The 24,127-nt window shown below is 59.9% G+C and carries 21 protein-coding genes; 10 read left to right on the forward strand and 11 right to left on the reverse strand.

The window, feature by feature from the left end; translation table 11 throughout:
• Position 1 precedes the first annotated feature (1 nt).
• The 3 genes from ROI90_RS10230 to ROI90_RS10240 all read right to left on the reverse strand — a co-directional run bounded on the left by ROI90_RS10230 (position 2) and on the right by ROI90_RS10240 (position 1,571).
• On the reverse strand, positions 2-208 hold the full coding sequence (locus tag ROI90_RS10230) for a hypothetical protein (protein WP_315998247.1): 207 nt from the start codon (positions 206-208) through the stop codon (positions 2-4).
• A 69-nt stretch (positions 209-277) separates the two neighbouring features.
• A complete protein-coding gene (locus ROI90_RS10235; RefSeq protein ID WP_315998248.1) occupies positions 278-595 on the reverse strand; it encodes a hypothetical protein in 318 nt (105 codons plus the stop codon).
• Between the two features lie 157 nt (positions 596-752).
• Positions 753-1,571: a septal ring lytic transglycosylase RlpA family protein gene (locus tag ROI90_RS10240; protein ID WP_315998249.1), complete on the reverse strand. Its 819-nt coding sequence runs from the start codon at positions 1,569-1,571 to the stop codon at positions 753-755.
• A 381-nt stretch (positions 1,572-1,952) separates the two neighbouring features.
• Here ROI90_RS10240 and ROI90_RS10245 point away from each other — a divergent pair, with 381 nt between their 5' ends.
• Positions 1,953-2,867 carry a DUF72 domain-containing protein gene (locus tag ROI90_RS10245; RefSeq protein ID WP_315998250.1) on the forward strand — a complete coding sequence of 305 codons (915 nt, stop codon included), beginning with the start codon at positions 1,953-1,955 and terminating at the stop codon, positions 2,865-2,867.
• 96 nt (positions 2,868-2,963) lie between these two features.
• Here ROI90_RS10245 and ROI90_RS10250 read toward each other — a convergent pair whose 3' ends face one another.
• Positions 2,964-3,650: a hypothetical protein gene (locus tag ROI90_RS10250; RefSeq protein WP_315998251.1), complete on the reverse strand. Its 687-nt coding sequence runs from the start codon at positions 3,648-3,650 to the stop codon at positions 2,964-2,966.
• Between the two features lie 157 nt (positions 3,651-3,807).
• Here ROI90_RS10250 and ROI90_RS10255 point away from each other — a divergent pair, with 157 nt between their 5' ends.
• A complete protein-coding gene (locus ROI90_RS10255) occupies positions 3,808-5,907 on the forward strand; it encodes a matrixin family metalloprotease (RefSeq protein WP_315998252.1) in 2,100 nt (699 codons plus the stop codon).
• 163 nt (positions 5,908-6,070) lie between these two features.
• Here the strand turns inward: ROI90_RS10255 and ROI90_RS10260 are convergent, their stop codons facing one another.
• Positions 6,071-7,018, reverse strand: a complete 948-nt coding sequence (locus ROI90_RS10260; protein ID WP_315998253.1) for a 3-oxoacyl-ACP synthase III family protein — start codon at positions 7,016-7,018, stop codon at positions 6,071-6,073.
• A gap of 156 nt (positions 7,019-7,174) precedes the next feature.
• On the opposite strand from ROI90_RS10260, the gene ROI90_RS10265 reads away from it, so the two are divergent.
• Both ROI90_RS10265 and ROI90_RS10270 read left to right on the forward strand, forming a co-directional pair.
• Positions 7,175-7,744, forward strand: coding sequence for a hypothetical protein (locus tag ROI90_RS10265; RefSeq protein WP_315998254.1), 570 nt, complete (start codon positions 7,175-7,177; stop codon positions 7,742-7,744).
• 302 nt (positions 7,745-8,046) lie between these two features.
• Complete coding sequence (locus tag ROI90_RS10270; protein ID WP_315998255.1) at positions 8,047-10,932, forward strand: PA14 domain-containing protein; 2,886 nt, start codon at positions 8,047-8,049, stop codon at positions 10,930-10,932.
• Positions 10,933-11,019: 87 nt separating this feature from the next.
• Here the strand turns inward: ROI90_RS10270 and ROI90_RS10275 are convergent, their stop codons facing one another.
• Positions 11,020-11,727 carry a head GIN domain-containing protein gene (locus ROI90_RS10275; RefSeq protein ID WP_315998256.1) on the reverse strand — a complete coding sequence of 236 codons (708 nt, stop codon included), beginning with the start codon at positions 11,725-11,727 and terminating at the stop codon, positions 11,020-11,022.
• A gap of 250 nt (positions 11,728-11,977) precedes the next feature.
• Here ROI90_RS10275 and ROI90_RS10280 point away from each other — a divergent pair, with 250 nt between their 5' ends.
• Positions 11,978-12,448, forward strand: coding sequence for a nuclear transport factor 2 family protein (locus ROI90_RS10280; protein ID WP_315998257.1), 471 nt, complete (start codon positions 11,978-11,980; stop codon positions 12,446-12,448).
• A gap of 99 nt (positions 12,449-12,547) precedes the next feature.
• On the opposite strand, the gene ROI90_RS10285 is transcribed toward ROI90_RS10280, so the two are convergent.
• Positions 12,548-14,605: a M13 family metallopeptidase gene (locus ROI90_RS10285; protein WP_315998258.1), complete on the reverse strand. Its 2,058-nt coding sequence runs from the start codon at positions 14,603-14,605 to the stop codon at positions 12,548-12,550.
• 94 nt (positions 14,606-14,699) lie between these two features.
• Here ROI90_RS10285 and ROI90_RS10290 point away from each other — a divergent pair, with 94 nt between their 5' ends.
• Positions 14,700-15,134 (forward strand): hypothetical protein, encoded by a 435-nt coding sequence (locus ROI90_RS10290; RefSeq protein ID WP_315998259.1) that lies wholly within the window; start codon positions 14,700-14,702, stop codon positions 15,132-15,134.
• A gap of 208 nt (positions 15,135-15,342) precedes the next feature.
• Positions 15,343-15,750: an alternative ribosome rescue aminoacyl-tRNA hydrolase ArfB gene (gene arfB, locus ROI90_RS10295; RefSeq protein ID WP_315998260.1), complete on the forward strand. Its 408-nt coding sequence runs from the start codon at positions 15,343-15,345 to the stop codon at positions 15,748-15,750.
• Positions 15,751-15,832: 82 nt separating this feature from the next.
• On the opposite strand, the gene ROI90_RS10300 is transcribed toward arfB, so the two are convergent.
• From ROI90_RS10300 to mgtE, 3 genes are all read right to left on the reverse strand, one after another.
• Positions 15,833-16,570 (reverse strand): hypothetical protein, encoded by a 738-nt coding sequence (locus ROI90_RS10300; protein ID WP_315998261.1) that lies wholly within the window; start codon positions 16,568-16,570, stop codon positions 15,833-15,835.
• Positions 16,571-16,598: 28 nt separating this feature from the next.
• The gene (locus ROI90_RS10305) at positions 16,599-17,516 is read right to left on the reverse strand and encodes a magnesium transporter CorA family protein (RefSeq protein ID WP_315998262.1); all 918 of its coding nucleotides are present in this window, start codon (positions 17,514-17,516) and stop codon (positions 16,599-16,601) included.
• A 76-nt stretch (positions 17,517-17,592) separates the two neighbouring features.
• A complete protein-coding gene (gene mgtE, locus ROI90_RS10310; protein ID WP_315998263.1) occupies positions 17,593-18,978 on the reverse strand; it encodes a magnesium transporter in 1,386 nt (461 codons plus the stop codon).
• Between the two features lie 262 nt (positions 18,979-19,240).
• On the opposite strand from mgtE, the gene ROI90_RS10315 reads away from it, so the two are divergent.
• The 3 genes from ROI90_RS10315 (at position 19,241) to ROI90_RS10325 (ending at position 22,982) form a co-directional block, all read left to right on the forward strand.
• Positions 19,241-20,056: a cyanophycinase gene (locus ROI90_RS10315; protein ID WP_315998264.1), complete on the forward strand. Its 816-nt coding sequence runs from the start codon at positions 19,241-19,243 to the stop codon at positions 20,054-20,056.
• A 179-nt stretch (positions 20,057-20,235) separates the two neighbouring features.
• A complete protein-coding gene (locus ROI90_RS10320; protein ID WP_315998265.1) occupies positions 20,236-21,495 on the forward strand; it encodes an OmpP1/FadL family transporter in 1,260 nt (419 codons plus the stop codon).
• 26 nt (positions 21,496-21,521) lie between these two features.
• Positions 21,522-22,982 carry an SGNH/GDSL hydrolase family protein gene (locus ROI90_RS10325; protein ID WP_315998266.1) on the forward strand — a complete coding sequence of 487 codons (1,461 nt, stop codon included), beginning with the start codon at positions 21,522-21,524 and terminating at the stop codon, positions 22,980-22,982.
• A 107-nt stretch (positions 22,983-23,089) separates the two neighbouring features.
• Here ROI90_RS10325 and ROI90_RS10330 read toward each other — a convergent pair whose 3' ends face one another.
• Positions 23,090-24,100, reverse strand: coding sequence for a YpdA family putative bacillithiol disulfide reductase (locus tag ROI90_RS10330; RefSeq protein WP_315998267.1), 1,011 nt, complete (start codon positions 24,098-24,100; stop codon positions 23,090-23,092).
• Positions 24,101-24,127: the final 27 nt, after the last annotated feature.

The following is a 24,127-nucleotide window of genomic DNA, read 5'->3' on the forward strand; positions in this document are numbered from 1 at the left end:
CTTACCGGGCCAGGTAGGCCCGCAGGCCGATGTTCAACTTCAGACCATCGTAGCCCGACGTGAAACCGCCCTGCTGATAGGCCGCCACGCTTTCAACGGCTACATTCGGCGTCAGGAAATACGAGTAGCCGGTCCCAATGCGCACGAATCCGCCAAAGTTGTGGCCTTTAAATTTGTCGACGACGGGCATGCCCAGCGGGTCGTACACTGGCTGCTTCCCCCAGTAAGCATTGTACAGAGCCCCGACCTGCGCTTCCCCAAATACCCGGTGCCGGCTTTAGGAAGGAAGATAAAACCTCAGCCAAGGCGCCACGCCCGTTATCAGTTCGTTGTGATGCTCGTCAGTTCGCTTGTAGCGGAAGGCGTGGTACTCTACCGGCAACGCAACGCCCACGACCCAGTTGTTGGCGAAAAACACTCCCGCAACCGGCTCAAGTGCCACATCAAAAGCGGAGGTGCTGGCCTCGGACCGGAAAAACAGGCTGCCGACAGAAACTCCCAGTACGCGGGTGCCTTTAGTGGTAGTGCTTTGGGCTACCGCAGCGTTCCGAAGTAACAAACAGGCCACAGCAATCAGCAAAACAGGCTTATACATGATAGAAAGGTGCAATAGGATAGGTGGAAACTGGCTGAAGTTATCCGGAATAATTGATGATGCGAAACCCGGTTCTCGTTAAAAAACAGAAGCATCCTCCGCTAGCGGAAGATGCTTCTATCAGGTCTAACTCCGGACGAGCTAGCTGAATCCGTGCTTACAGGTTCTCGCCCTGCCGGACCAGCCCGGCCACGCCCACGCGGGCCAGCCGGAGCCGCACCTCATCGGCCTCAGCTTGGGTGGCGAAGCGGCCCACTACTACGCGGTTCAGGGCCCGGCCCTCTGCAGTGGTGGTGGCTACGGTGGTAACCAGCAGCTTGGGCTCTACGCTCTGAATCTTGTCCATCACGGCGCGGGCATTGCGTGGGTCGCCAAAGGTGCCGGCCTGGATAATGTAGGTAGCGGCGGGTTCGGGCGTGAGGGCCACATCGGCTGCTTCGGTTTCGCCGGCCACAATATTGGTGTGAATATCAGCGGTAATAGTGGAGTCAGCAGCCAGCAGGGCCAGGTTCTCCGGCGCCTCGGTGGGGCCAAGGGGCGTGGTTGGGTCCACTACCTGCGCTACCACTGCTACGGCTCCGTGGGTAACAATGCCCAGCGGACGGGCGGCAATTTCCGCCAGATCCAGAATACGCTGGTGGCGAAATGGGCCCCGGTCCGTAACGCGCACCACCACCGATTTGCCGGTTTCGGGGTTGGAAACCCGCAATTTGGTGCCGAAAGGCAGGGTTTTGTGGGCGCAGGTGTACTTGTTCCGGTCAAACCGCTCCCCATTGCTGGTGCGGTGGCCTTGGTGCTCACGACCGTACCAGGAGGCGCGGCCTCGCATGGTCGATGTCTTTTTTACGGCCGCAGCCGGGGCTTTTTCATCCTCACTTGCCCGCCGCGCGCTTGCTGAGGCCGAGAAGGCTGTCAGCAGTACCAGTAGCAGGCTCATCATCAAGCCCGAGAGATGCAGTCGTACAGTCAACTTCATAAAGTCTCTTGGTTGGTGAATGCGACAAATCTAGACGCCCCCCAGAAATCACCTCCCCCGTTCCAACCGTATTAGGCTTGCACTAACTTTATAAATTGATCTTTTCGAAGAAATTTTGCATTTAAATTATTGAATCGAAAGCTCATAAAAAGGGTATTGTGTTTCGTTAAGATGGATTTTGCACTCTTTTTATACCAGTGCTAATTGTTTGAGAAAATGCGACTATCCGCCGCTTAAAAAATTTTGTCATGTAGTACGGATGCCAGGGCAAAGGCAGGTTGCAAAAGTCGCGGAAATGTGCTAAGCACTATGTGTTCGATACCGGCCATGCCTTGGCGCGAGCTTGTAGCCGGGAGCCGGGGTTTTGCCGTACCTTCGGGTATGGATTTTGGCCGCCTTTCCGACCTGCGCTACGTTAACTTTCGCCTGCCCCCCGACCACCCCGATACGGCCGGGGTACTGGCCCGGGCTCTGCCTGCCCAACCGGCACCCCCGGCCGTGTATGTGGGCTGCCCCATCTGGACCAATAAGGCTTGGCTGGGCAGCTACTTCCCCATGGGTATCCGGGATGCCGACTACCTGCACCATTACGCCCGGCAATTCAATAGCATTGAGCTGAATACTACCCATTACCGGATTCCGGACGCCCCCACCGTGCGCAAATGGCGCGATGCGGTACCGGCTACGTTCCGCTTCTGCCCCAAATTGCCCCAAATCATCAGCCACGACCGGGCCCTCTACAACGCCGACGACCTCACGCAGAGCTTCTGCCGGGCTATTGAAGGGTTGGGGCCCACGCTGGGGCACGCGTTTTTGCAGCTGCCGCCCACTTTTGGCCCCGAGCATCTGCCTCGGTTGGAGCGCTACCTGCTGGATTTTCCGGCCTACGTGCCGTTGGCTGTAGAGCTGCGCCACCCCGCCTGGTTTGCTGACAGAGGCCTACTGGATTCAGTAGCAGCCATGCTGGAAGCCCTGAACAAGCCCTTAGTGCTGAGTGATGTGGCCGGCCGCCGCGACGTGCTGCATCTGCGCCTAACTACGCCCGTGGCGTTTTTACGCATCAACGGCCACGCCCTCATTGATTCCGACTTCAAGCGGGCCGATGATTGGGCTGCCCGCTTGGCCAGCTGGCTGGAGGCGGGGCTGCACACGGCGTATGTATTCGTGCATCAAAAGGACATCATGCACTCCCCCATCTGGGCTGAGCATTTCCTGCACCGCCTGCACGAGCTGACGGGCATGGCCGTGCAGCCGCCCCGGGTTATTCCGCAGGCGGTGCAGGGTAGCTTGTTTTGAGTGGTGAAATAGTGAGATGGTGAGTTTGATGCTCTGGCGGCTAAGGCTGAGCAAGTGGGGCAAATAGACCGTCACACTCACCGTTTCACCATCTCACTATTTCACTACTTTTCCCAAGCTGAACTTAATGCCCAGCTCCGTGGCAATGCCGAGCTGCGGAGCCTGCCTCCTGGGGCCGGTGTAATCGTAATAGGTGTAGCCCGCATCCCGGCCCAGGCCCGCGCCCACGTAGGCATCAAACCAGCCGTACTTGCCTAGGCGGCGCTGCATGCCCCATTGCACCGTGAGGGTGGAGTAGTTGTAGGGGGTGCGGAAGCTGGCGGTGGTAAATTCGGAGCTGGACTGCAACGACAGATAGTTACCCACGAACGGGCCGGTTTCCCGCCCTTTCTGCCGGCGCTTTTCTTGGTTGTAGTAATACTTTACGCCTACATCAAAGCCGTAGTCGCCGATGAGGGAGGAGCGGGAGCCATCGGAGAGCCGGTTGCTGCGCCCAATTTTGACGCCGGCAAAACCGTTGCCGTACACGCTCAAGGCTGGAGTGAGGTGATGCTCGGCCCCCACCACTACCGGCACCGACAGCCCCCAGTAGCTGCTGCTAAGGCCCCGGGTGAGGCCAGTGCCTACCTTGATAAGGGTACCCGGGCCGTTGCCGGGCTCAGTCGTTTTTCGGCTGATCCCGAGGGTAGGTGTGGTGGTAGCGGAGTCGGTGGTTTGGGCCGCGGCCGCCGTAGTCAATAAACAGAACAGGCCCATTGGCAGAGCCCGGGAAAGCATACGCATAGAAATAGGGAAAAAGGTAGAATGTAGCAGCAGGAGGCTACCTCGCCCGCAATGGTTGCCTTATGCGGAATAAATGCGAAGAAGCGGCGTCTGGGGCCGGCAATAATTCGTAATTCCTGTACTTTACCTTCGGCCCCGTGCCTTACTCCTGCATGATATGATGCGTACAATTTTTACGCTTGCTCTGGCACTGGCAGCCTGCTGGTTCCGGCCCCTGTCCCTCACGGCTCAGACCCTGGTACCTGCGGAAACGCATTGTCTGCTAGTGCCGCTAGACCCAGCCGCGCGCACTGCCCGGGCCAGCCGCATTGTAGAGGCCGAGGTGCTGGATGTAGTCGGCTTTCGGGGGAAGAACGGGCGGATATTTACCCGGCACCAGCTGCGGGTATTCAAGCAGCTAAAAGGGCCAGCGCAACCCACGCTTACCCTTATAACGGAGGGGGGAACTGTGGGCCTGGAGCGGCAACAGCTTACCAACACCCTGAGCCTAGTACCCGGTGAGCAAGGTGTGTTTTACCTGGAGCCGGCTGCTTTTGCTGGTCTTGCCGCCGGCAGTGAGTGGCAGGCCTACGGCAGTGAGCAGGGCTTTATCCGCTACGATGTTCGGGCTGGCACGGCCGCCGAGCCCTTTCGCCGCTACTCGCTCACGGATGCCACCTTTTACAGTGCAGTAGCCGGGGACGCGCCGCAGTTGGTGCAGGCTAACCCAAGCCTGGATGCCGCCTTGCAGCAGCTGCGTCAGCCGGCTGCGGCTGCCAAGGGGGCCGCGCCGGTTATTACCACCCTCTCGCCGGCCAGCCTCACGGCCGGCACCAGCGCGGTGCTTACTATTTCCGGCTCCGGTTTCGGGGGCACCCGGGGCACGGGCAGTGTAGAGTTCCGCAATGCTGATGATGGGGGCGCAACTTATACCAAAGTCAATGATGATGACTACCTGAGCTGGACGGATACCCGCATTCAGGTGCGGGTTCCCTCATTGAGCGCCGGCCGCAACCCGGCCGGCACCGGTCCTGTGCGCGTTACCACCAGTGGGCAGCTGGCCACGGTAAGCCTCGGCTCGGTTACTATTGTGTATGCGGCCACCAACGTGCTGGATACCAACACTGGCCAGCGCGCCGTGCCGGGGCACCGCAATTTCGATGGGGCCGGGGGCATGACTTTCCGCCTCGACCCCGACTTTGCCAGCAACACGGCCGCTGCTGCTTCCTGGCAACGGGCTCTGGCTACCTGGCGCTGCCAAACCGGCGTTAACTGGACCTTGGGCACTACCCGCTCCAAATCCGGGGTGGCCGACGACGGCGAGAATTCGGTGGGCTTTGATGGCGGCGGGCAGTTGCCCAGCGGGGTACTGGGCCGCACCACCAGCTACTACCGGGGGTGCTACCGCGCCAATGGCAGCGTGGTATTTTACGTGCAGGAAGTAGACACCCAATTTGATGACGCCGCTGCCTGGCAGTTCGGGCCGGCCAATCCTTCCGTAACGCAACTGGATTTTGAGTCGGTAGCCGTGCACGAGCTGGGGCACGCCCAGCAACTCTCCCACCTGATTCTGCCTACGGCCGTAATGCACTTTGCCATTGCCCGGGGCCAGCGCAGCCGCACCCTGGCCGCCAGCAGCGACATTGCCGGGGGGCGCTACATATTGCGTACCCGCAGTTTTCAGCCCGATATCTGTGGACCCTCGCCCATGTTGCCAGCCCCACTTACCAGCCAGGCCGCTGTGTTGGCAAGCGGCTCCGGGGTTACAGTGCAGTGGACCACGCGGGAGGAATGCTACCTGAGCGGATTTGTAGTAGAGCGGGCCTCTGCCGATACGACGGCCGGCTGGCAAGCCGTGGCTACGGTAGCTGCCGGGGCCGGGGGAGGGCAGTACCGTTTCGTGGATGCCCAGCCCCGGCCGGGTCTGAGCTACTACCGCCTGCGGGTGCGCCGCCCCGATGGCTCCCTGGATGCGGCTCTGCCCATGGGTGTAACCGACGAAGCCGCCGCCGCCACCTCCCTGCTGATCTACCCCAACCCCGTAAATGGGTACGGCCCAATAAACCTACAGTATGTGGGCGGGGCAGCTGCCGGCGCAGTAGTGGTGCGCTTTTACGATGCGGTGGGTCGTTACCTGGGCGGTACCCGCTTCGAGTACCTGCCGGGGGTGAACATAACGACCATCAACTCGCCCCCGCTACGTGCCGGTTACTACCTTATCCGCTGGACCGATACCAACGGCCGCGACGGTACCACGCCATTCGTAGTTACGGAGTAGCGGAAATCATACAAAGAAGCTGTTTAGAAAGTGGTGGAACGTCATGCTTCGCCTCCGGCTCTGCATGACGTTCTGTTAATTTTTACGACTTCCTAAACGGCTTCAAAGAAAAAGTCCTGCCGGGTAGCAGGACTTTTTCTTGACCGCATATATTGGCAGAAGCTTAGCGCTCCAGCAGCATAGCCCCGTAGGAGTAGCCCCCCCCAAATACTGTCACCACAATGTGGTTGCCCGGGTGCAGCTGGCCCCAGATATCGGCGAGGGCAATGGCGGCCCCGGCGCAACCCGTGTTGCCCAGCTCCTCAATGTTGGATACGCCCCGTTCCTCGGGCAGACCCAGCTGCTGCAGCACGTTTTTGGTGATGCGCAGGTTGGCTTGGTGCGGAATCAGGAAGGTCACGTCGTCGATGCCCAGGTTGTTCTGCTCCAGAATCTGCTGGGTTACGCGCGTCATGTAGGTGCAGGCGTGGATGAATACGTCCTTGCCGAAAGGCATGACAATGCCTCGCTCCACAGGCTTCAGCGTTACCGATTGGTCGGCCTTGCCCACATTGCCGGCTCCGCCCGTCCGGATGGACTGCACCCGTAGGTCCTGCTCCGAAATACGCTCCTTGGAAAGCAGCAGCACCGCTGCTCCATCGCCCCACAAGTGGCCCGCTACGGTGTCAAGGTCGTTGTTGTAGGCTGTGTTGTGTTCACTTACCACCACCAGCGCCCGGCTGGCTTTGCCCAGGGCAAAATAGCCTTCCACAATTTCCACCGCATTGAGTAGCGAGGAGCAGGCCGAGGAAATACTGACCACCGGAATATCGGATACGTTCAGCTCCCGCTGCACGGCGTGGGCCACGGTATAGATGGTGTCGTGGGGAGTGTAGGTGCCGCCCACAATCAGCTCAATAGATGAGGCCGAAAAGGTGGGCGCCTCCGCTAAAGCCCGGCGCGTGGCCTCTACGGCCATCGTGTTGGTGTTTTCACCGGGGCTGGCTTTCCGACGGGCCCGAATACCCGTGCGCTCCGTAATCCACTCGTGGGAAAGGCCGTTGAGGCGGGTAAAATGTTCGTTGGTGATAATGTCGGTGGGCAGGTACGCCGCCACGTGGTGAATATACACGGTATGTACTGGAGGTGGTGCTGAGCAAAAAGAGGCGGCAAGGTACGGCCTTTGCAGAAAGTCGGTGGCTATTCCGGCAGGGGCCCGTACTTTGCGCAGCCGCAATTCGTTGAACGCGGTACCCAGGGCCGGGTTCAGGGCCGCACTAACAAGATTATGACGTTTCACAATTGGCTTCGGGCAGGGGCACTGCTGCTAGTAGTATCCGGTGCAGATGCACTGCTGGCTCCGGCCGCGCAGGCCCAGAAATACCACACGGCGGCCGGGTTGCGGCTGGGTAAAAACAACTACGGCCTCACGGTGCAGCAAAAAATACTTGAGAAAACCACGCTGGAAGGCCTGGCCCTGGTGGGTTCCCGGGAAGTAAGCGCCACGGTGCTGGCCGAGCGACACTTCGGCATTCTGGGTCCCAGCCTGAACTACTACTTTGGGGCCGGCGGGCACCTGGGCCGCAACAAGGATACGGGCGGCTTTGGGGGCTTTGATGCGCTGGCGGGAGTAGAGTACAAAGTTGCCTTTGTACCGCTGGTGCTGAGCCTCGATTTCAAGCCCACCGTGGAGATTAACTCCGATGACTGGGCCCGGTTTCCAACGGCCCTTTCCGTGCGCTACGTGCTCATCAAAGACAAGTCAAGCGTGTTCGATGGGCTGTTCGGCGACAAGAAGAAAAACAAGAAAAAGTCGAAGGCCAAGGACGGCAGCCGCAAGGGGCTGTTTGATTTCTAGCCGCTACCTCGGCTGTTGCCTGGGCGCTGCCCCCGCTTTGTTGTGCCTCCAAGGCCAATAAGGCGGGGGCAGTATGCATATGCATGGGTCTATAGCTAAATCCTGAATATAAAATAAATTAGATATATAAATCAGCTTTACGCCTTTGCATATGCACTGCCCACTTACAAGTAACACGGAATAATATAAACACTGTTATTTAATTAATACAATAAAAAATAAAAAAAGTTGCAAAATATAAAATAGTTGCTACCTTCAATAGTATGAATTGTATTGTCTTTATTCTATAAAATCATCTTAAGATGACAAAAATCTCTTCTCTCTCGCATTTCAAACGGGTGATTTACCTGATAGCGGCGGCAAGCCTGTTTGTCACTACGTTTGCCAACGCGCAAACCCCCGGGTGTAGCGGTACCGACCCCAGTGGGCAGCCGGCCAGTAGTGGGCTGTACGCGGAGTATTACCGGGGCTATTTCGAAGATGATCCGGGCTTTTTCTCCGACAACAACCACCCCGTAGGCCTACGCCGCACCGAGCCGGACGTAAATTTCACAACCTCCGCCAGCTTCGGCAACCTGCTACCGGTTTCCGATGGCTCAGCTCAGGACCCCGAACGGTTTAGCCTGCGCCTGCGTGGCAGCCTGAGCATTGCCACGGCCGGCAGCTATACCTTCTACCTCACGGCCGACGACGCGGCCTACCTCTGGCTGGATAATGCAGCGCTGGCGCTACCGCCAGCGGTAAGCGCGGCGGCCATCAACAACGGGGGGCGCCACGCGGCTACCACCCGCTCAGTAACCCTTACGCTTCCGGCCGGGCGACATAACGTGTTGATTTTGTACGGGGAAGACTGCTGCGAGAACACGCTGGTATGGGAATACGAAGGTCCCAATATTGCGCGTCAACCAGTGCCAACCAACGCTCTGTGCACCGCCCTGGTGGCCCAGCCTTCTCCTCCCAAGGGTATCAGCTACAGTCCGGCTGTCCGGGCCCTGCCCACAGGAAGTACGCGCGGTTCTGGCACACCGGTAGTAGATGATGGCGGTGCGGCGGCCACCGGATTTGCCTTGAGCAACGCCAGCGACCTGCCAGCGGGCATTAGTGTAAATGCCACTACCGGCGTACTGACGGCTGATGCTACCGTGCCCCAGGGGGCCTACGACGTTGATGTGGCCGTGAGTAATGCCAACGGCACCAGCACCTTCCGCAATGTATTCCGGTTTCAGGTAACAGCCCCATTGCCCAGTGGATGTAGTGGTACCGATGCCGGTGGGGAACCCGCTTCGGCCGGGCTGTACGCGGAGTATTTCGCGGGCTATTTCGATGATAATCTGGCCTTTTTTACTAGCGCAACGCCGGGCCTCACCCGCACTGAGCCTACCGTTGATTTTGGCAGTCCGGACAGTTTCGGCAACCTGCTGCCCGTGGCAAGCGGTACCCAGCAAAACCCCGAGCAGTTTAGCCTGCGCCTGCGCGGGAGCTTGTACATTGCCACGGCCGGCAGCTACACCCTCTACCTCACGGCCGACGACGCGGCCTACCTCTGGCTGGATAATGCGGCGCTGGCTGCGCCGGCCGTGCGCGCCGATGCTACCATTGACAACAGCGGCCTGCACCCGGCTACTACCGTTGCCGCAACCATAACGCTAAGCGCCGGCCTGCACAACCTGTTACTGCTTTACGGCGACAATGCCCAGGATAACGTGCTTCGGCTAGAGTATGAAAGTGCCGGCTTGGGCATTGCCCGGCAGGTGGTGCCCAGCACCGCGTTCTGCGGCTCGGTGCAGCCGGCTTTGCCTTTGCCTACGGCCCTGCGCTATTCGCCCAATGCCCTGCGGGTAACTGTACAAACGCAGGCGGCCTCGGCAGTACCGGTTGTTACCAGCGCTTCGCCAGTTACCAGCTATGTGCTTACCAATGCTGCCAGCCTGCCCGTTGGTATTACCATCAACGCCACCACCGGGCAGGTGCTGGTTGATGCTACCGTGCCAGAGGATACCTACCAGCTGGATGTGGCCGCGCGCAATGCCGGGGGCAGTACCGTGTTTGAGGGGGCACTGCAGGTGCAGATAATTGCCCGCTCGCCCGCGGGTTGTTCCGGCCTCGATGGGGGCGGGGTGGAAGCTTCCTCGGGCCTGTACGCGGAGTTCTTCCCGGGCTATTTCAACGATGATCCGGCCTTTTTTACCAGCGCTACTCCGGCCCAGAGCCGCAACGTGCAAGTACTCAACTTTGGCAGCACGGCCAGCTGGGGCAACCTCACCGGCGCAGCCAGTGGCCCCACCCAGGACCCTAACAACTTCAGCGCCCGGTTTCGGGGGCGCATCACTGTTCCTGCTACTGGCAGTTACACCTTCTACCTCACCGCCGATGACGGAGCCTACCTCTGGCTGGATAATGCGGCGCTGGCTACTACGCCCACGCTAACCTCGGCCACTATCCAGAACGGCGGCATTCACCCGGCTACTACAATTACAGCCACCGTGCAACTCACGGCGGGCCTGCACGATATGCTGGTGCTGTACGGAGAGGCTACTGGCAGCAACACGCTGCGGCTGGAGTACGCCAGCCCGGAGGCCGGAATAAGCCAGCAGCTGGTACCCGCAGCAGGCTTGTGTACTACCACCTCCAACGCCCCACTACCCGTTACGCTCACCCGGTTTGGGGCGGTAGCCCAAGGATCTGGCGTAGCTGCCACCTGGGAAACCGCCCAGGAGCTGAACAGCGCCTACTTTGTGCTGGAGCGCTCCGGCAACGGGCAGGTATTTGAGCCAGTGGGCAAAATAGCAGCGGCAGGCACTACCCAGCAGCACCAGCGCTACGCTTACCTGGATGCCACGCCACTGACCGGTATCAACTACTACCGCCTGCGCCAGGTAGACCAGGATGGTACGGAAGCCCTGTCGGCAGTGGTGTCAGTAACCTTCCGGGGTAGCCTCGCTGCCCGCGCCACGCTGGCCCCCAACCCCAACCAGGGCACGGTGATAGTGCGGGTAGAGCTGCCCCAGGCCACTGCGGCTACGCTGGAAATAGTGGACGTCCGGGGGGGCGTGGTGCTGAGGCGCCAGCTACCGGCTGCGCAGGTGCAGGAAGTACCGCTTGACTTAACGAGCGTGCCCCAGGGCGTGTACCTGTGCCGGATTACCTCGGCGGGGGGTGTGCTTACCCAGCGGCTAGTGCGGGAGTAGCACCTACTACCTTCCTCAACGGCAAACTGCCCCGCTGGCTTAGCCAGCAGGGCAGTTTGTTTACTATTACCATTGAATAAGCAGACTCTATTGCCGGTGTACGCGGCCACTGCCCACCACCGAGCTTTTTACTTGCGGGTTGCCAGTCACGTACACGTCGCCGGAGCCCACAATGCTGGCCTCCAGCAGTTCGGTAGCCTGCACCCGGCAGCCGCCCGAGCCACTGATGCTGATGCTGCAGGTTTTGCTTTGCAGCTTGGGAGCCTGAACGCCGCCCGAGCCGCTCACGCTGATTTCCTGAGTGGGGGCCACGCCAGCAGCCTGAATGGAGCCGGAGCCGGAAAGCGCCGAGCTGATTTTGTCGGCTGTTACGCTGCTCAAAATAATACTACCCGAGCCGCTTACGCCTAGGTCCAGCTTGTCAGCTTTGATGGCATCGGCGGCGTTGATGCTGCCCGAGCCGCTTACTTTCAGCGCCTTAATGCTGGGCACTGTCACGTACACCGTTACGCTGCCTTTGTAGGTATGCCAATTGTTGCCGCTGGTTTTCTTGGTGCCGATGCGCAGGCTGCCGTTGCTTACCACGGTTTCCAGGTACGCCAAATCTTCGGCCTCACCTTCTACCTCCACCTTCTGGGGGCTACCCTGGCGAAGTACTACCTTCATGGAGCCGCCCAGGCTCACGGCACTAAAGGCCTCCACGGAGCGAGTTTCGCGGGTGCCGGCTACCCGAAAGGCCGACAGTACTACCAAGGCCATGAGCAAAATAGGCAACAGAAACCGGAGCGTTTTCATATCGTGCAGAAGTTAAAGTGAGACATCTGAGGGTACAGATGACAGCCCCGGAAAAACCGTTGCCTACGCGCCATAATGAATTTGTAAAATGCTGCATAATACTGCATAATGCATTTCTGTGGCGTTGGTTTTCGTTGCTTGACCAAAGGAGTATTGCTCGTGGGCAAAGCTCAGTGACCAGGGGATGAGTGCACAAGGGTTGGGCCTTTTTGGGTAGCTTTGATGGCCCCAATTACCGGGCACCCGTCTCATGCATCCGCACCAAGCCCTGCTCAACCGTTTCTACCAGGCCTTCCAGCGCCGCGACCATGCCGGTATGGCCGCCTGCTACCACCCCGAAGCTACGTTCGAAGATGCCGCGTTTCAGCTGAAGGGTACCGAAATCGGGCTGATGTGGCGGATGCTCTGCGAGCGGGGCGGCGACCTGCGCCTGGCCTACAACGACGTGTGGGCCGATGAGCACAGCGGCCGCGCCACCTGGGATGCCCGCTATACTTTCAGCAAAACCCGCCGCAAAGTGCACAACCACGTGCAGGCCCATTTCACCTTCCAAGACGGCCTCATTCGCACCCACCACGATGAGTTCAGCTTCTGGCGTTGGTCGCGGCAGGCGCTGGGGCCAATGGGCTGGCTGCTAGGCTGGTCGGGGTTTCTGCAAGACAAAGTGCGTAAAACTGCCCGTGAAGGGTTGGAGCAATTCATGGCCCGCCCAAAACAGTAAGCGTGCCGGGCCGGCGGCTTCCAGCTGCCAGATCGAAAGCAAAAAAGCCTTTCTGCACTGCGCAGAAAGGCTTTTTTGCTTCAATTTTAGAAAGTCAGCCTACCAGATTTTCACCCGGGCCGAATCGGGGAGGTAAAGTTTCTGGCCGGGTTTCACGTTGAAGGCTTCGTAGAATTCGGGCACATCAGCAAAGGGGCCGTTGATGCGGAACTGGGCCGGGGAGTGCACGTCGGTGAGGATGGCCTGGGCCAGCCGCTCGTCGCGCTGGTGGGTTTGCCAGCCCAAGGCGTACCCCAGAAAGTAGCGCTGGGTGGGCGTGAGGCCGCCAATCTTCTCGCCCTTCTTGTACTGCTCAGTTTTCTTGAAGGCATCCAGGGCAATGACGATACCGCCCAAATCGGCAATGTTTTCGCCGGCCGTGGCCTTGCCATTGATGTGCAGCGAATCAAGCACGGTGTAGCCGTTGAACTGGCGCACGATGCCGTTTACGCGCTGCTGAAAGGCGGCCCGGTCTTTTTTGCTCCACCAGTTGCGCAGGTTGCCCTTCTCGTCAAACTGGCTGCCCTCATCATCGAAGCCGTGGGTGAGCTCGTGGCCGATGGTGCTGGCCCCGGCGTAGCCGTAAATGATGGCGTCGTCGGCGTTGGCGTCAATCAGGCCGGGAATGGCGAAAATGGCGGCCGGCAGCACAATTTCGTTGTTGCTGGGGTTGTAGTAGGCGTTGTAAGTCTGGGGCGTCATGCCCCACTCGGTGCGGTCCACGGGTTTGCCCAGCTTGCTGAGGTTGTAGCGGTAGGCCCACTCGTTGGCGCGCATCACGTTGGCGGCGTAGGAGCTGCGGTCCACTTTCAGGGAGGAGTAATCCTTCCACTTATCGGGGTAGCCTACTTTGCGGGTGATTTTGGTGAGCTTTACCAGGGCCTTCTGCTTGGTGGAGTCGCTCATCCAGTCCAGCTGCTGAATATGGTCGCGGAAGGAGGCCACCACGTTTTCGGTGAGGTCTTCGTAGCGCTTCTTGGTTTCGGGGGTGAAGTACTCCTTCACGAACAGTTGGCCCAGCACCTCGCCCATGGCGTTTTCCTCGGCATCGAGCACGCGTTTCCAGCGGGGCCGCTGCTCCTTGGCGCCCTGCAGCACGGTACCATAAAAGCGGAAGTTCTCGTTGTCGAAATCCTGGCTGAGCGTGCCGGCGTAGGCGTGCACCAGCTGCCACTGCAGGTAGGCTTTCCAGTCGGCGAGGGGCGCAGTGGTGAGCAGGCGGCCGGCTTCGCGGTAGAACTCGGGCTGGCCCACGATGACCGTATCTACTTTGCTCAACTGCATCTGGGCCAGCCAGAGCTTCCAACTGAGGCCGGGCGTGAGCTTGTCCAGACCCGAAACGGGCATTTTATTGTAGTTGGCGTAGGGGTCACGCAGGGCTTCGAGCTTGCGGGAGGCGGCGGCCAGCTTGGTTTCCAACTGCACTACGCGCTGGGCGTTGGCCTGGGCCGTAGCCGCATCCTGGCCCAGCAGCCCGAACATCTTGGTCAAGTGCTGGCTGTACTCCTGGCGGATGTTGCTGGTGCGGGCGTCCTTATTAAAGTAGTAGTCACGGTTGGGCAGGCCCAGGCCCGACTGCCAGAGTTGCAGCGCCATTTTCTCGCTGTTCTTGGCGTCCTGCCCCACGTAGTAACCAATCAGCGCATTCACGCCCAGGGGCTGCAAACGGGCAATGGCGGCCTGCACATCGGCTACCGACTGCATGGCGGCAATACGGTCCAGCTCAGGTTTCAGCGGTGCTACCCCCTGCTTGTTGATGGTGGCGCTGTCCATGCCCGTGGCCCAGAAGTCGCCGATTTTCTGCTGCACCGAGCCGACGGTGGCTTTGGTTGTAGCCGCGTCCTCGTTGAGCTTGCGCAGGCGGGCGTACACCTCGTTCTGCACTTCTTTGCCAATACCCCAGTTGCTTTCCGAAGCCGGAATGGGGTGACCTTTAAACCAGGCTCCGTTGGCGTAGGTGTAAAAATCGTCGCCGGGACGCACGGTGGTATCCAGGTTGGCCTGAATGAGGTCGGGGCCGGTGGCTTTGGAGCTGCCGCCGGGCTGGCAGGCCGTAAACACGAGGCCCAGCAGCGGAGCCGCCAGCAGCCAGGGCCGCAGAGTAGGGGAGAGGGTCATGGGAAATGGTAAATAAGGGAAGGCGAATGTAGCGCGAATGGGGCGTTTCGCGTAGCGGCAAGGACGCGGCTACTTTTCCGGCCGTTGCTTACTCATGATACTCCCCCACCTGCTGCTGCTTAACTTTGCCCTGGCCGCCTACCTCACCGGCCTCATCTGGACGGTGCAGCTGGTGCATTACCCCGGCCTCGCCTACGTGGCACCCGATAAATTCGGGGCATTTCATCGGCACCACACCCGTACCATGAGCTGGGTGGTGCTAGCCCCCATGGTGCTGGAGCTGGGCCTGGCCGGGTGGCTGGCCGGGGCGGCCCCGGAGCTGGGCTCGGCCCGCTGGGGGCAGCTGGGGCTGGTGGTGGTGGTGTGGGCCAGTACGTTCTTCATTTCGGTGCCCTTTCACAACCGCCTGGCCGCCCACGGCTACGACTACGTGACCATCGACGGACTGGTGCGTACCAACTGGCTCCGCACCGTCGCCTGGACCATCCGGAGCGGCCTGCTGGGCTGGCTGCTGTGGAAAGTTTTGTAGCGCGAAGCCTTTGCTTCGCGTATTGTTGCCTAATGGTTCGGTGCGGGCGTCCAGGGCCGAACCACTAGGCCAGTCAGCGCCACAGCCAACAAGCCATAGCGCCTCTCCGTAGCCAAGGGCTTCAGCTCTGGGATACCCGCGCCGCTTAAATGGCAATTATTGTATACTGATAAGCGAAGCAAAGGCTTCGCGCTACAACCTGCTCCCAATGCTTCCCGCCGCCACCGATTTTCTGCCCGAACTCCAGTTTCAAACCAGCCGTAGCAGCGGGCCGGGCGGCCAAAACGTGAACAAGGTAGAAAGCCGGGTAGAGCTACGCTTCCGCCTGCTCGATTCCCAGCTGCTTACCGACGAGCAGAAACAGACGCTGCTGCAGAAGCTGGCTTCCAAACTCACCACTGAGGGTGAGTTGCTGGTGGTAGCTCAGGAAGACCGGAGCCAGCTGCGCAACAAGGAAACGGCCCTGCGCAAATTCCACGAGCTGCTCAGCAAAGCCCTCTACAAGCCCAAAGCCCGCCGAGCCACCAAGCCCAGCAAAGGTGCCGTGCGCCAGCGCCTGGAATCCAAGAAGAAGCACGGCGACAAAAAAGCCAACCGCGGCCGGGTAGATTTTTAGTGCTTAGTTGATAGTGCCTAGTGCTTAGGCTGTTCTCGTCTCGTGACTTAAGCACTAAGCACTACCAACCAAGCACTAATGCCTAATTCAGATCCAGGCCAAACAATACCCCAAACCACGGGCGGTGTTGATAGATCCAGTGGCTGCCGTCGGGGCCCAGCAGGTGGTCGGCCCCCACGGCCAGGCCCAGGTTGAAAATGTGCGCGTCGTAAATAGTGGCGGCCCCGACGTGCAGCACAAAGCCCTCGTAGTCGGTAGTGGCATGCTGGCGCGTGAAATCGGGGGTGATGGCCGAGGAGCCCAGCCCGGTGAATAGACCGTAGCCCAAGCCCGTGGTGCGCACTAGCGGCCGGCGCTGCCCGCCCACCTGGCGGTGACTGGTGAGGTGGTAAAAATCGAGGCGGCGCCCTAGGTACAGTGCCGCGTTGAAGTTGGAGTTGAGCTGCACCGGCAGGCCGGCCCGGGGCGGACGAATTTTAAACGGAATCGTAAACACGTCGAGGTCGAAGCGGCGGGCGGCCAGCACTACGTGGCGGCCCGGCTGCAGCCGATAGTAGAGCGGCATATCCGGCGCTGGAGCCTTGTGGCTGAGGCTATCCGGGAGCAGATACAACGTATCGGCGCTCTGGCGGGCGTACACCGGCTGGCCCAGCGGCAGCCGGGCATGCAGCGCCGCATCGTTGGTTTGGATGGCACGGTAGCGGCCTTCGGGAAGCGTATCGAGCTGGCCCACGGCGGCGCAGCCGCCCAGCAGGGCCAGGGGGGCGGCCCGCAGTGCGCGCAGGCTCCGGCAGTGAGAGAGGAACAGGCGAAACTTCATCGGAAACAAACTACCTAAACGGGCTGCCTTAAATCCAGCCCTTGCGCTTAAACCACACGTAAATCCCCACCGAAATAACCACCATTGATATGATGGAAAGCGGGTAGCCCAGTTTCCAGGTCAGCTCGGGCATGTAGTTGAAGTTCATGCCGTAAATGCCGGCAATGAAGGTAAGCGGCAGAAAAAACGCCGAAAACACCGTGAGCACCCGCATGGCCTCGTTGGTGCGCTGCGACGACAACGAGAGGTAGAGGTTCATCAGGTTGGTGGCGGCCCCGTCGAGCTGCTGGTAGAGCGTTTCTACCTTCACCAGCAAATCCTGGGTGTCCTGAAGCAGCGTTACGTGGACGGTGGCGCTGGCCGTCTGGCGGCGCAGCATCAGCAAAATGTCGCGGGTAAGGAGGAGCAGCTGCTTGGCGGCCGAGGCTTTGCGCTTCAGAAAATACAGACCCTGCAACGCATTAGGTACTTCCTGCTTCAGAAAAATTTCTGCCTCGTAATCGTCCAGCTCCTTGGTAAGCGTGAGGGCCGGCTGTACGTAGCTATTGAGGGCGTAGCGCACCAAATGAATAGCTACCTCGGCGGGCGTATTGCACTCCTGACCGGGGGCACGGGCCACGCTTTTCAGTTCACTCAGCACCGGATGCGGCCGCCGGTGCACGGTAATAAGAAAATTGGCGGTGTAGAACACGGCAATTTTGGTGCTCAGCTCCTGAATAGTATCGGCCTGGGTGCTTTCGGGCATGCTGAACACCCGCAGAATCACGAAGCTCAGCCCGTTGGTGGCCTCAAACTTGGGCAGGTGCGTGGGTTCCAGGCAGTCACGTACCAGGGCATCGGGCAGGCTGTATTGCGCCGCCACGGCCTCCAGCTCGGCGGCGCTGGGGTTGGTAATGTCGAGCCAGGTAAAGTGCGTGTCCTGTTGGGTAAGCAGCTGTTCGGTCATGAGAGGGGGAGAAAGTAGCTGGTTCAATTTTTCCGCCCGCGCCCAAACTACCGCACTGGCACTAGGAAGAGGCTGCTTATAACAGCGTCCCGCGCAGCACAAAAGTGGCCACCGAGAAGTAGATGATCAGGCCGGTAACGTCTACCAGCGTGGCCACGAACGGGGCCGAGGACGTGGCCGGATCAAGCCCAAGGCGGCGCAGCAGCATGGGCAGCATGGCCCCCGACAGCGCACCCCACAGCACAATGCCCAGCAGTGAGAAGCCCACTGTTACGGCAATTAACTGCCAGTACGGGCCGAAATAACCGGGGTCGATGTAGTTGGCCCACAGTATAATACGTAACGCCCCCACTATACCCAAAATACTGCCCAGGGCCAAGCCCGAAAGCAACTCCCGCCGCATTACCAGCCACCAGTCAGAAAGGGAAAACTCGCCCAGGCTCATGGCCCGGATGATAAGCGAAGTAGCCTGGGAGCCCGCGTTGCCGCCGGCCGAGATAATAAGGGGAATAAACAAGCCCAGCACAGCCGCCTTCTGCAAATCATCCTCGAAGTGGTGCATGGCCGAGGTGGTGAGCATTTCCCCAATCAGCAGAATCACCAGCCAGCCGGCCCGCTTCTGTACCATTTTCCAGATGGGCGTGTCGAGGTAGGGCTCATCCAGGGCTTCCGAGCCGCCCAGCTTCTGTATGTCCTCGGTATCTTCTTCTTCCCGGATATCCAGAATGTCGTCAATCGTTACAATGCCGAACAGCACGCCTTCGTCGTTCACCACGGGCAGGGCCACCCGGTCGTTGCGGCGGAACACCTCAATGGCCTCCTCCTGGTCCTGCATGGTATTGAGCTGCACGAAGCGCCGGTCCATTAGCTCACTCACGCGCTTCTGCGGGTCGGAGAGCAAAAACTCCCGAATGCGAATGTCATCTACCAGTACGCCCCGCTCGTCGGTTACGTACAGCACGCTCAGGGTTTCCGACTGCCCGCCGTGCCGCCGAATATAGTCCAGCACCTGCTGCACCGTCCAGCTTTCCCGGATGGCAATGTAATCGGGCGTCATCAGGCGGCCCACCGAGTACTCAGGGTAGCCCAGCAGCTCCAGCGTAACCTTGCGCTCCGGCTCCGACAGCGTCTGGATCAGCTCCCGCACCAGCTCGTCGGGCAGAAACTCCAGCAGCGCCGTCCGGTCATCGGGCGACATTTCGTTGAGGATGTCCGAAATTTTGTCCTGCGAGAGGTTGGCCAGAAAATGCTTCTGAATGTCGAGGTCGAGGTATTCGAACACTTCCGTGGCCAGGCGCAGGGGCAGCAGCCGGAAGATGATCAGCTGTTCCCGTTCTTCCTCCTGTTCCAGTAGCTCTACTACTTCGTTCGGTTCAAAGGACTTCAGCGCCTCCTTGAGTTTAAAAAACTCGCCCTCCTGAATCAGGGACGTGATGTGGTCGGTAGTTGGGTGCTGATTCATGAACGGCAAGAGGGGGTGTTTTTCGCTAGGCAAACAGGACTTGGTGAGGCGGTAAAAACCGGCGCGCAAAAGTAGGCTTTTCAGGGCCGGTTTCCGTGCCCTGCGCCCAAGTTTCTGGCCGGTTCGGTGGCCTATACGCGAAACCCAACCATACGGCCGGGACTTTGGCTGCCCGCAGGCCGGCGCGGGCGGCCCGGCATGGCCGCTGGTTGCTGAATTGCGTTAGCCCCGTACATTTGGTTTCTGTTCCTTTCCGCCCTGTATGCCCCATCCGTCTACTGTTCAGCCGCTCGGTACGCTTGTCGCCCTCGGTGGCGGCGACGACGATGCCCTGCTGGCCCTGCTCTGCGACATGCTGCCCAACTCCGGGTTGCCAGTTGAAATTATTACGGTAGCCTCCCGCGACGATGCCCGCTCGGCCCGGGCCTACGAGCGGGCCCTGCGGGAACTGGGCTGCACCGGGGCCCGGCACCTGCGCATCAGTGAGCACCACCCCGCCGATGCCCCCGATACGCTGCGCCGCCTGCGCAAAGCCGGCCTCGTGTTCTTCAGCGGCGGCGACCAGGAGCGTATCACCGACTTTCTATTGAACACCGAGTTTCTGCGGGTGCTGCAGGAGCGCTATGAGCAGGAACCTGAGTTCATCATTGCCGGTACCAGCGCCGGGGCCGCCGTGATGCCCGAGCTAATGGTGGTGCAGGGATACGGGTGGCGGGCTTTGCGCAAGGGCGGTATGCTCACCAGCCACGGCCTGGGCCTGCTGCCCCGCCTGCTCATTGATCAGCACTTTGTGGAGCGGGGCCGCTTCGGGCGCCTGGCCCACGCCCTGCTGGCCCACCCCATGTGTCTGGGTCTGGGCCTAGCCGAGGAAACCGGCCTTATTATTCGCCAGGGACGTTATGCTGAGGCTTTCGGGGATGGGGTGGTGATGGTAGTGGATGGCCGCCACCTCACCGGTAGCAATCTGGGCCGCATTGGCCGGGGGGAGCCCGTCAGTGGCCAAAACTTCCGGGTACACCTAGTGGTGGCGGGCCAGGTGCTGGACCTGCACTCCCGGGAGGTAACGCTTACCACGTAAAGAACTCAGCCAATGACGGAGTACGGCAGCGCTACTGCATATAATACGGCTGAGGGAGTACTCACCAACTGCGTGTTTCTACCACAGAAAGTTATTCGGCACGCCGAGTAAATAGTGGCATTTTTCCCTACATTTAGGGCACTAACCCCCAACTTCTCACTCACCTCTTTTACTTCAACATGAAGCTACAATCTCTACTCCTCGCGGGAGGGGCGCTGCTCTCGGGTACGGCAGCCTCGGCGGGTGGCTACCAGGTAACCCTGGCAGGCCAGAAGAACAACGGCATGGGCGGCGTGGGTGTTGGCTTGTCGCTGGACCAGGCGGCCATGTTCTACAACCCTGGTGCCCTGGCCATGGTGAAGGACCGCGGCGTGCAGCTGGGCGTAAGCGCCACGCTGGCTCGGCAGGCCTTCCGCGCCGAAAACGGCAGCGTGCAGCGCGAGCTGCAAAACAATACCACTACCCCCTTCAGCGCGTTTGTGGGCTTTGGCCCTACGGAGGGTAAATTCCGGGTGGGCATTGCCATCTATACGCCCTTCGGCAACAAGCTGGAGTATGCCCCCGGTTGGGAAGGCCGCTTCGCCCTCACGGAAATTGACCTGAAGTCGATTTATGTGCAGCCCACCGTGAGCTACGCCATTACCGATAACCTGAGTGTGGGCGCGGGCCTGACCTACCTGGCACTGGGCTCCGTGAACCTGAAGCGCGACATTCCGGCCCAGAATGCCAATGGCGAATTTGCCAGCATCGAGCTGGATGGCAAGGCCGAGCGCAAGTTTGGCTTCAACGCCGGGGTGTTCTTCAAGCCTTCGGAAAAGCTGAGCATTGGGGTGAGCTACCGCTCCAAAATTGACGCGCAGGTGAAGGGTGGCGACGTGAAGTTCACCAACTTGTCGGGCACGGCGGCGCCTAACTTCCAGGCCACTGAGTTCGACGCCACGCTGCCCCTGCCTGCTACTACTTCGGTAGGTATCGGCGTAATGCCGAATGAGAAGCTGACCATTGGTTTCGACGTGAACTTTGTGGAGTGGAGCGCCTACAAAACGCTTGATTTCCGGTTTAACGCCCCCGTAAATGGCCAGACCGTTAGCTCCTCCAAGCGCTACTACGAGGATGCACTGACCTTCCGCCTGGGCGGCCAGTACCAAGTTACGAGCGGCCTGACGGTGCGCGCCGGTGGGGCTTACGATAACTCCCCGGTGCGCGACGGCTACGTAACGCCCGAAACGCCGGATGCCGACCGTATTACCGGCACGCTAGGTGCTTCCTACAAATTCGGCGAGCATTTCAGCGTCGACTTGAGCACGCAGTTCGTGAACCTCAAAAAGCGCACAGAAACTCAGGCCGACCTGATCAATAACGGTACCACCGACCGCGTGGCCGGTACCTACAAAACGCAGGTAGTTGTGCCCGGTGTGGGCCTGAACTACACCTTCTAATTTTTGCTGCTTCTACTTCTATGAATATGTTTTCCTCTAAGAAAACTTGGTCGGCAGCAGCCCTGATGGGGTTGGGCCTGGCCGCCTGCCAGCCCGAGCTGGATGCTCCCCGCGCCGACAGAGGCTCCGCTGACTTCACCAGCTACGTGGCCATCGGTAACTCCCTCACCGCCGGTTTCCAGAGCGGTGGCCTGGCTAACTTTGGTATCACCACCTCGTACCCTGCCATTCTGGCCCAGCAGTTTGCCAAAGTAGGCGGCGGTGAGTTCGTGTCGCCAACGTTTGCGCCTGAGCGCGCCGATGGTTCGGGTTACCTCAAGTTCTACGGTATCACCACCGCCGGTTCGCCCATCATTCTGTCGCCCGGCCAGAGCACTACTGCTACGCTGGCCGGCCAGACTACTCCCCAGACTTTCACGAACAACGCAGCCGACTACAAGCTGGCCTTCACCGGCAACCGTTTGCCATTACCTACGCCTGCAACGGGTGCTCTGGAACTGACACCGTTCAACACTGTACAGCCGAACAACCTGGGTGTGCCCGGTATTTCGGTCCTCAGTGCTGACCGCACAGCCTCTGCCGTGCCGCAGGTGGCTGCGCTGGCGCAGGGCTACGGCTTGCTCAATAACTACTACCAGCGTCTGCTACCAGCTGCTGACCGTGGTACTACGGACTACACCACGTTTATCAGCCGCAAGAATGCCACGTTCTTCACCTGCTGGCTAGGTAATAACGACGTGCTCACGTACGCCACCAATGGGGCGGTAGCAGTAGCCTCCAACCCCTTCAGCAACCTGACGGATACCACCAGCTTCGGCCGTGGGTACCGCAACATTGTGCGTACCATCAGCAAAACGGGCACGGTGAAAGGCGTAGTAGCCAATATTCCGAACGTGACCAACGTGCCGTATTTTACGGCCGTAGCTGTGCCAACTATCATTGCGGGTATCAAGGCTAACCCAAACTTGCCGAACGCCGCTGCTGCTAGCCTGTATATTACCACCGGCACCGGTACTGTGCGGGAGGCTACCGCCAACGACCTGCTGGTTCTGCCATCTTCGGCTGTTATTGGTAGCGCCTCCACTACTCCAGGCAATCCGCTGCCAGTAGGAGTGGGTTACTCAGCTACGCAAGCCAATCCGTTGCCCAGCCAGTTTGTGCTGGACGCTGCCGAAGTTACCGCCATTCAAACACGCACTACGCAGCTGAACAATATTATTGCCAAAACCGCCCGCCAGTATAATGTGGGCCTGGCTGATATGAATTCGTTCTTCAGCACGGTAGCATTGGGTGGAATTGCCATTAACGGCACGGCTAACAACGCCAGCTTCATCCGGGGCAACTTGTTCTCGCTGGACGGCGTGCACCCCACTTCGCGTGGCTACGCCGTAATTGCCAATGAGTTCATCAAAGTAATAAACTCCACCTACGGGGCCTCCGTGCCGCAGGTAAACCCCATCGACTACAACGCTCTGCTGCTGCCCTAGGCATTATCAGGTGGTTGTAAGGCTACGCAAAGAGCCCGTTTCCAGTCAGTGGAAGCGGGCTCTTTGCGTGAGGAGAGAGGAGAACGGGTAGCGCAGAAAACAGCCTACTAAAGCTGCACCTGCTGCAATACCTCGGGTAGCTGCGGAGCGGCCTCGCCGGCCAGGCGGGCGGCAATGAGCTGGGCGTGGTAGCGGCCGTTTTCAATAAACCAGCGGCTGGTGTTGAGACCCCCGCACACGGTGCCGGCCAGGTACAGGCCGGGGCGGTTGGTTTCCAGCGTATCAGCGTTATGGGTGGGCGTTTGGGCAGCGTCGGTGCCGCAGGTGATGCCCAGGGTGGCCAGGAAGGAGAAGTCGGGGTGGTAGCCGGTGAGGGCATACACGTGCTGGGCAGGTAGAGTGCGCGGGCCGTCAGGCGTGTGAACTTCCACAGTAGTTTCGGTGATGCGCGCCACAGTGCTGTTGAAGTGGCAGCCGATGCGGCCTTCCTTAATCCGGTTTATCAGGTCGGGCCGAATCCAGTACTTCACCGACTCGCTGATTTCCGGGCCGCGCACTACCAGAGTGGGGCGGGCTCCGGCGCGCAGTAGCTGCAGTGCGGCCTTGGCCGAGGAGTTCTTGGCCCCGATGATCACCACGTCCTGGTCAGCGTGGGCGTAGGGCTCCTTGTAGTAGTGGGTAACGTGGGGCAGGTCCTCGCCGGGCACGCGCAGCAGGTTGGGTACATCGTAGAAGCCAGTAGCTACAATAACGAAGCGTGCCCGAATGCGGCCCTTGTCCGTTACCACGGTGTAGTTATCCAGGGAGCCTTCCAGGCCAACTACCCGCTCAAACAGGCGGAGCGGCAGTTTCTCGGTGAAGGCCACGCGGCGGTAGTAGTCCAGGGCATCTTCCCGCAGCGGCTTGTAGTGCAGCGTCGTCATGGGGTAGCCGCCTATTTCAAGTAGCTCGGGGGTAGAGAAGAACTCCATGTTGGTAGGGTAGCCAATAATGGAATTCACCAGCGCGCCCTTGTCCACCACGCACACTGAGAGGCCGCGCCGCTGCACTTCCAGCCCGCAAGCCAAGCCCACCGGCCCGGCCCCCACCACCACCACATCAAAAGAGGAATCAGTCATACGCTATACTACCAGCTTCGGGGCCCA

The sequence above is a fragment of the Hymenobacter endophyticus genome (assembly GCF_032464715.1).
Classification (GTDB): domain Bacteria; phylum Bacteroidota; class Bacteroidia; order Cytophagales; family Hymenobacteraceae; genus Hymenobacter; species Hymenobacter endophyticus.

Excerpts from the sequence above, each read along its gene's own strand:
- ROI90_RS10235 (WP_315998248.1), bottom strand. The coding sequence starts at position 595 with ATGTATAAGCCTGTTTTGCTGATTGCTGTGGCCTGTTTGTTACTTCGG.
- ROI90_RS10240 (WP_315998249.1), bottom strand. The coding sequence starts at position 1,571 with ATGAAGTTGACTGTACGACTGCATCTCTCGGGCTTGATGATGAGCCTG.
- ROI90_RS10245 (WP_315998250.1), top strand. The coding sequence starts at position 1,953 with ATGGATTTTGGCCGCCTTTCCGACCTGCGCTACGTTAACTTTCGCCTG.
- ROI90_RS10250 (WP_315998251.1), bottom strand. The coding sequence starts at position 3,650 with ATGCGTATGCTTTCCCGGGCTCTGCCAATGGGCCTGTTCTGTTTATTG.
- ROI90_RS10255 (WP_315998252.1), top strand. The coding sequence starts at position 3,808 with ATGATGCGTACAATTTTTACGCTTGCTCTGGCACTGGCAGCCTGCTGG.
- ROI90_RS10265 (WP_315998254.1), top strand. The coding sequence starts at position 7,175 with ATGACGTTTCACAATTGGCTTCGGGCAGGGGCACTGCTGCTAGTAGTA.
- ROI90_RS10270 (WP_315998255.1), top strand. The coding sequence starts at position 8,047 with ATGACAAAAATCTCTTCTCTCTCGCATTTCAAACGGGTGATTTACCTG.
- ROI90_RS10275 (WP_315998256.1), bottom strand. The coding sequence starts at position 11,727 with ATGAAAACGCTCCGGTTTCTGTTGCCTATTTTGCTCATGGCCTTGGTA.
- ROI90_RS10280 (WP_315998257.1), top strand. The coding sequence starts at position 11,978 with ATGCATCCGCACCAAGCCCTGCTCAACCGTTTCTACCAGGCCTTCCAG.
- ROI90_RS10285 (WP_315998258.1), bottom strand. The coding sequence starts at position 14,605 with ATGACCCTCTCCCCTACTCTGCGGCCCTGGCTGCTGGCGGCTCCGCTG.
- ROI90_RS10290 (WP_315998259.1), top strand. The coding sequence starts at position 14,700 with ATGATACTCCCCCACCTGCTGCTGCTTAACTTTGCCCTGGCCGCCTAC.
- arfB (WP_315998260.1), top strand. The coding sequence starts at position 15,343 with ATGCTTCCCGCCGCCACCGATTTTCTGCCCGAACTCCAGTTTCAAACC.
- ROI90_RS10300 (WP_315998261.1), bottom strand. The coding sequence starts at position 16,570 with ATGAAGTTTCGCCTGTTCCTCTCTCACTGCCGGAGCCTGCGCGCACTG.
- ROI90_RS10305 (WP_315998262.1), bottom strand. The coding sequence starts at position 17,516 with ATGACCGAACAGCTGCTTACCCAACAGGACACGCACTTTACCTGGCTC.
- mgtE (WP_315998263.1), bottom strand. The coding sequence starts at position 18,978 with ATGAATCAGCACCCAACTACCGACCACATCACGTCCCTGATTCAGGAG.
- ROI90_RS10315 (WP_315998264.1), top strand. The coding sequence starts at position 19,241 with ATGCCCCATCCGTCTACTGTTCAGCCGCTCGGTACGCTTGTCGCCCTC.
- ROI90_RS10320 (WP_315998265.1), top strand. The coding sequence starts at position 20,236 with ATGAAGCTACAATCTCTACTCCTCGCGGGAGGGGCGCTGCTCTCGGGT.
- ROI90_RS10325 (WP_315998266.1), top strand. The coding sequence starts at position 21,522 with ATGTTTTCCTCTAAGAAAACTTGGTCGGCAGCAGCCCTGATGGGGTTG.
- ROI90_RS10330 (WP_315998267.1), bottom strand. The coding sequence starts at position 24,100 with ATGACTGATTCCTCTTTTGATGTGGTGGTGGTGGGGGCCGGGCCGGTG.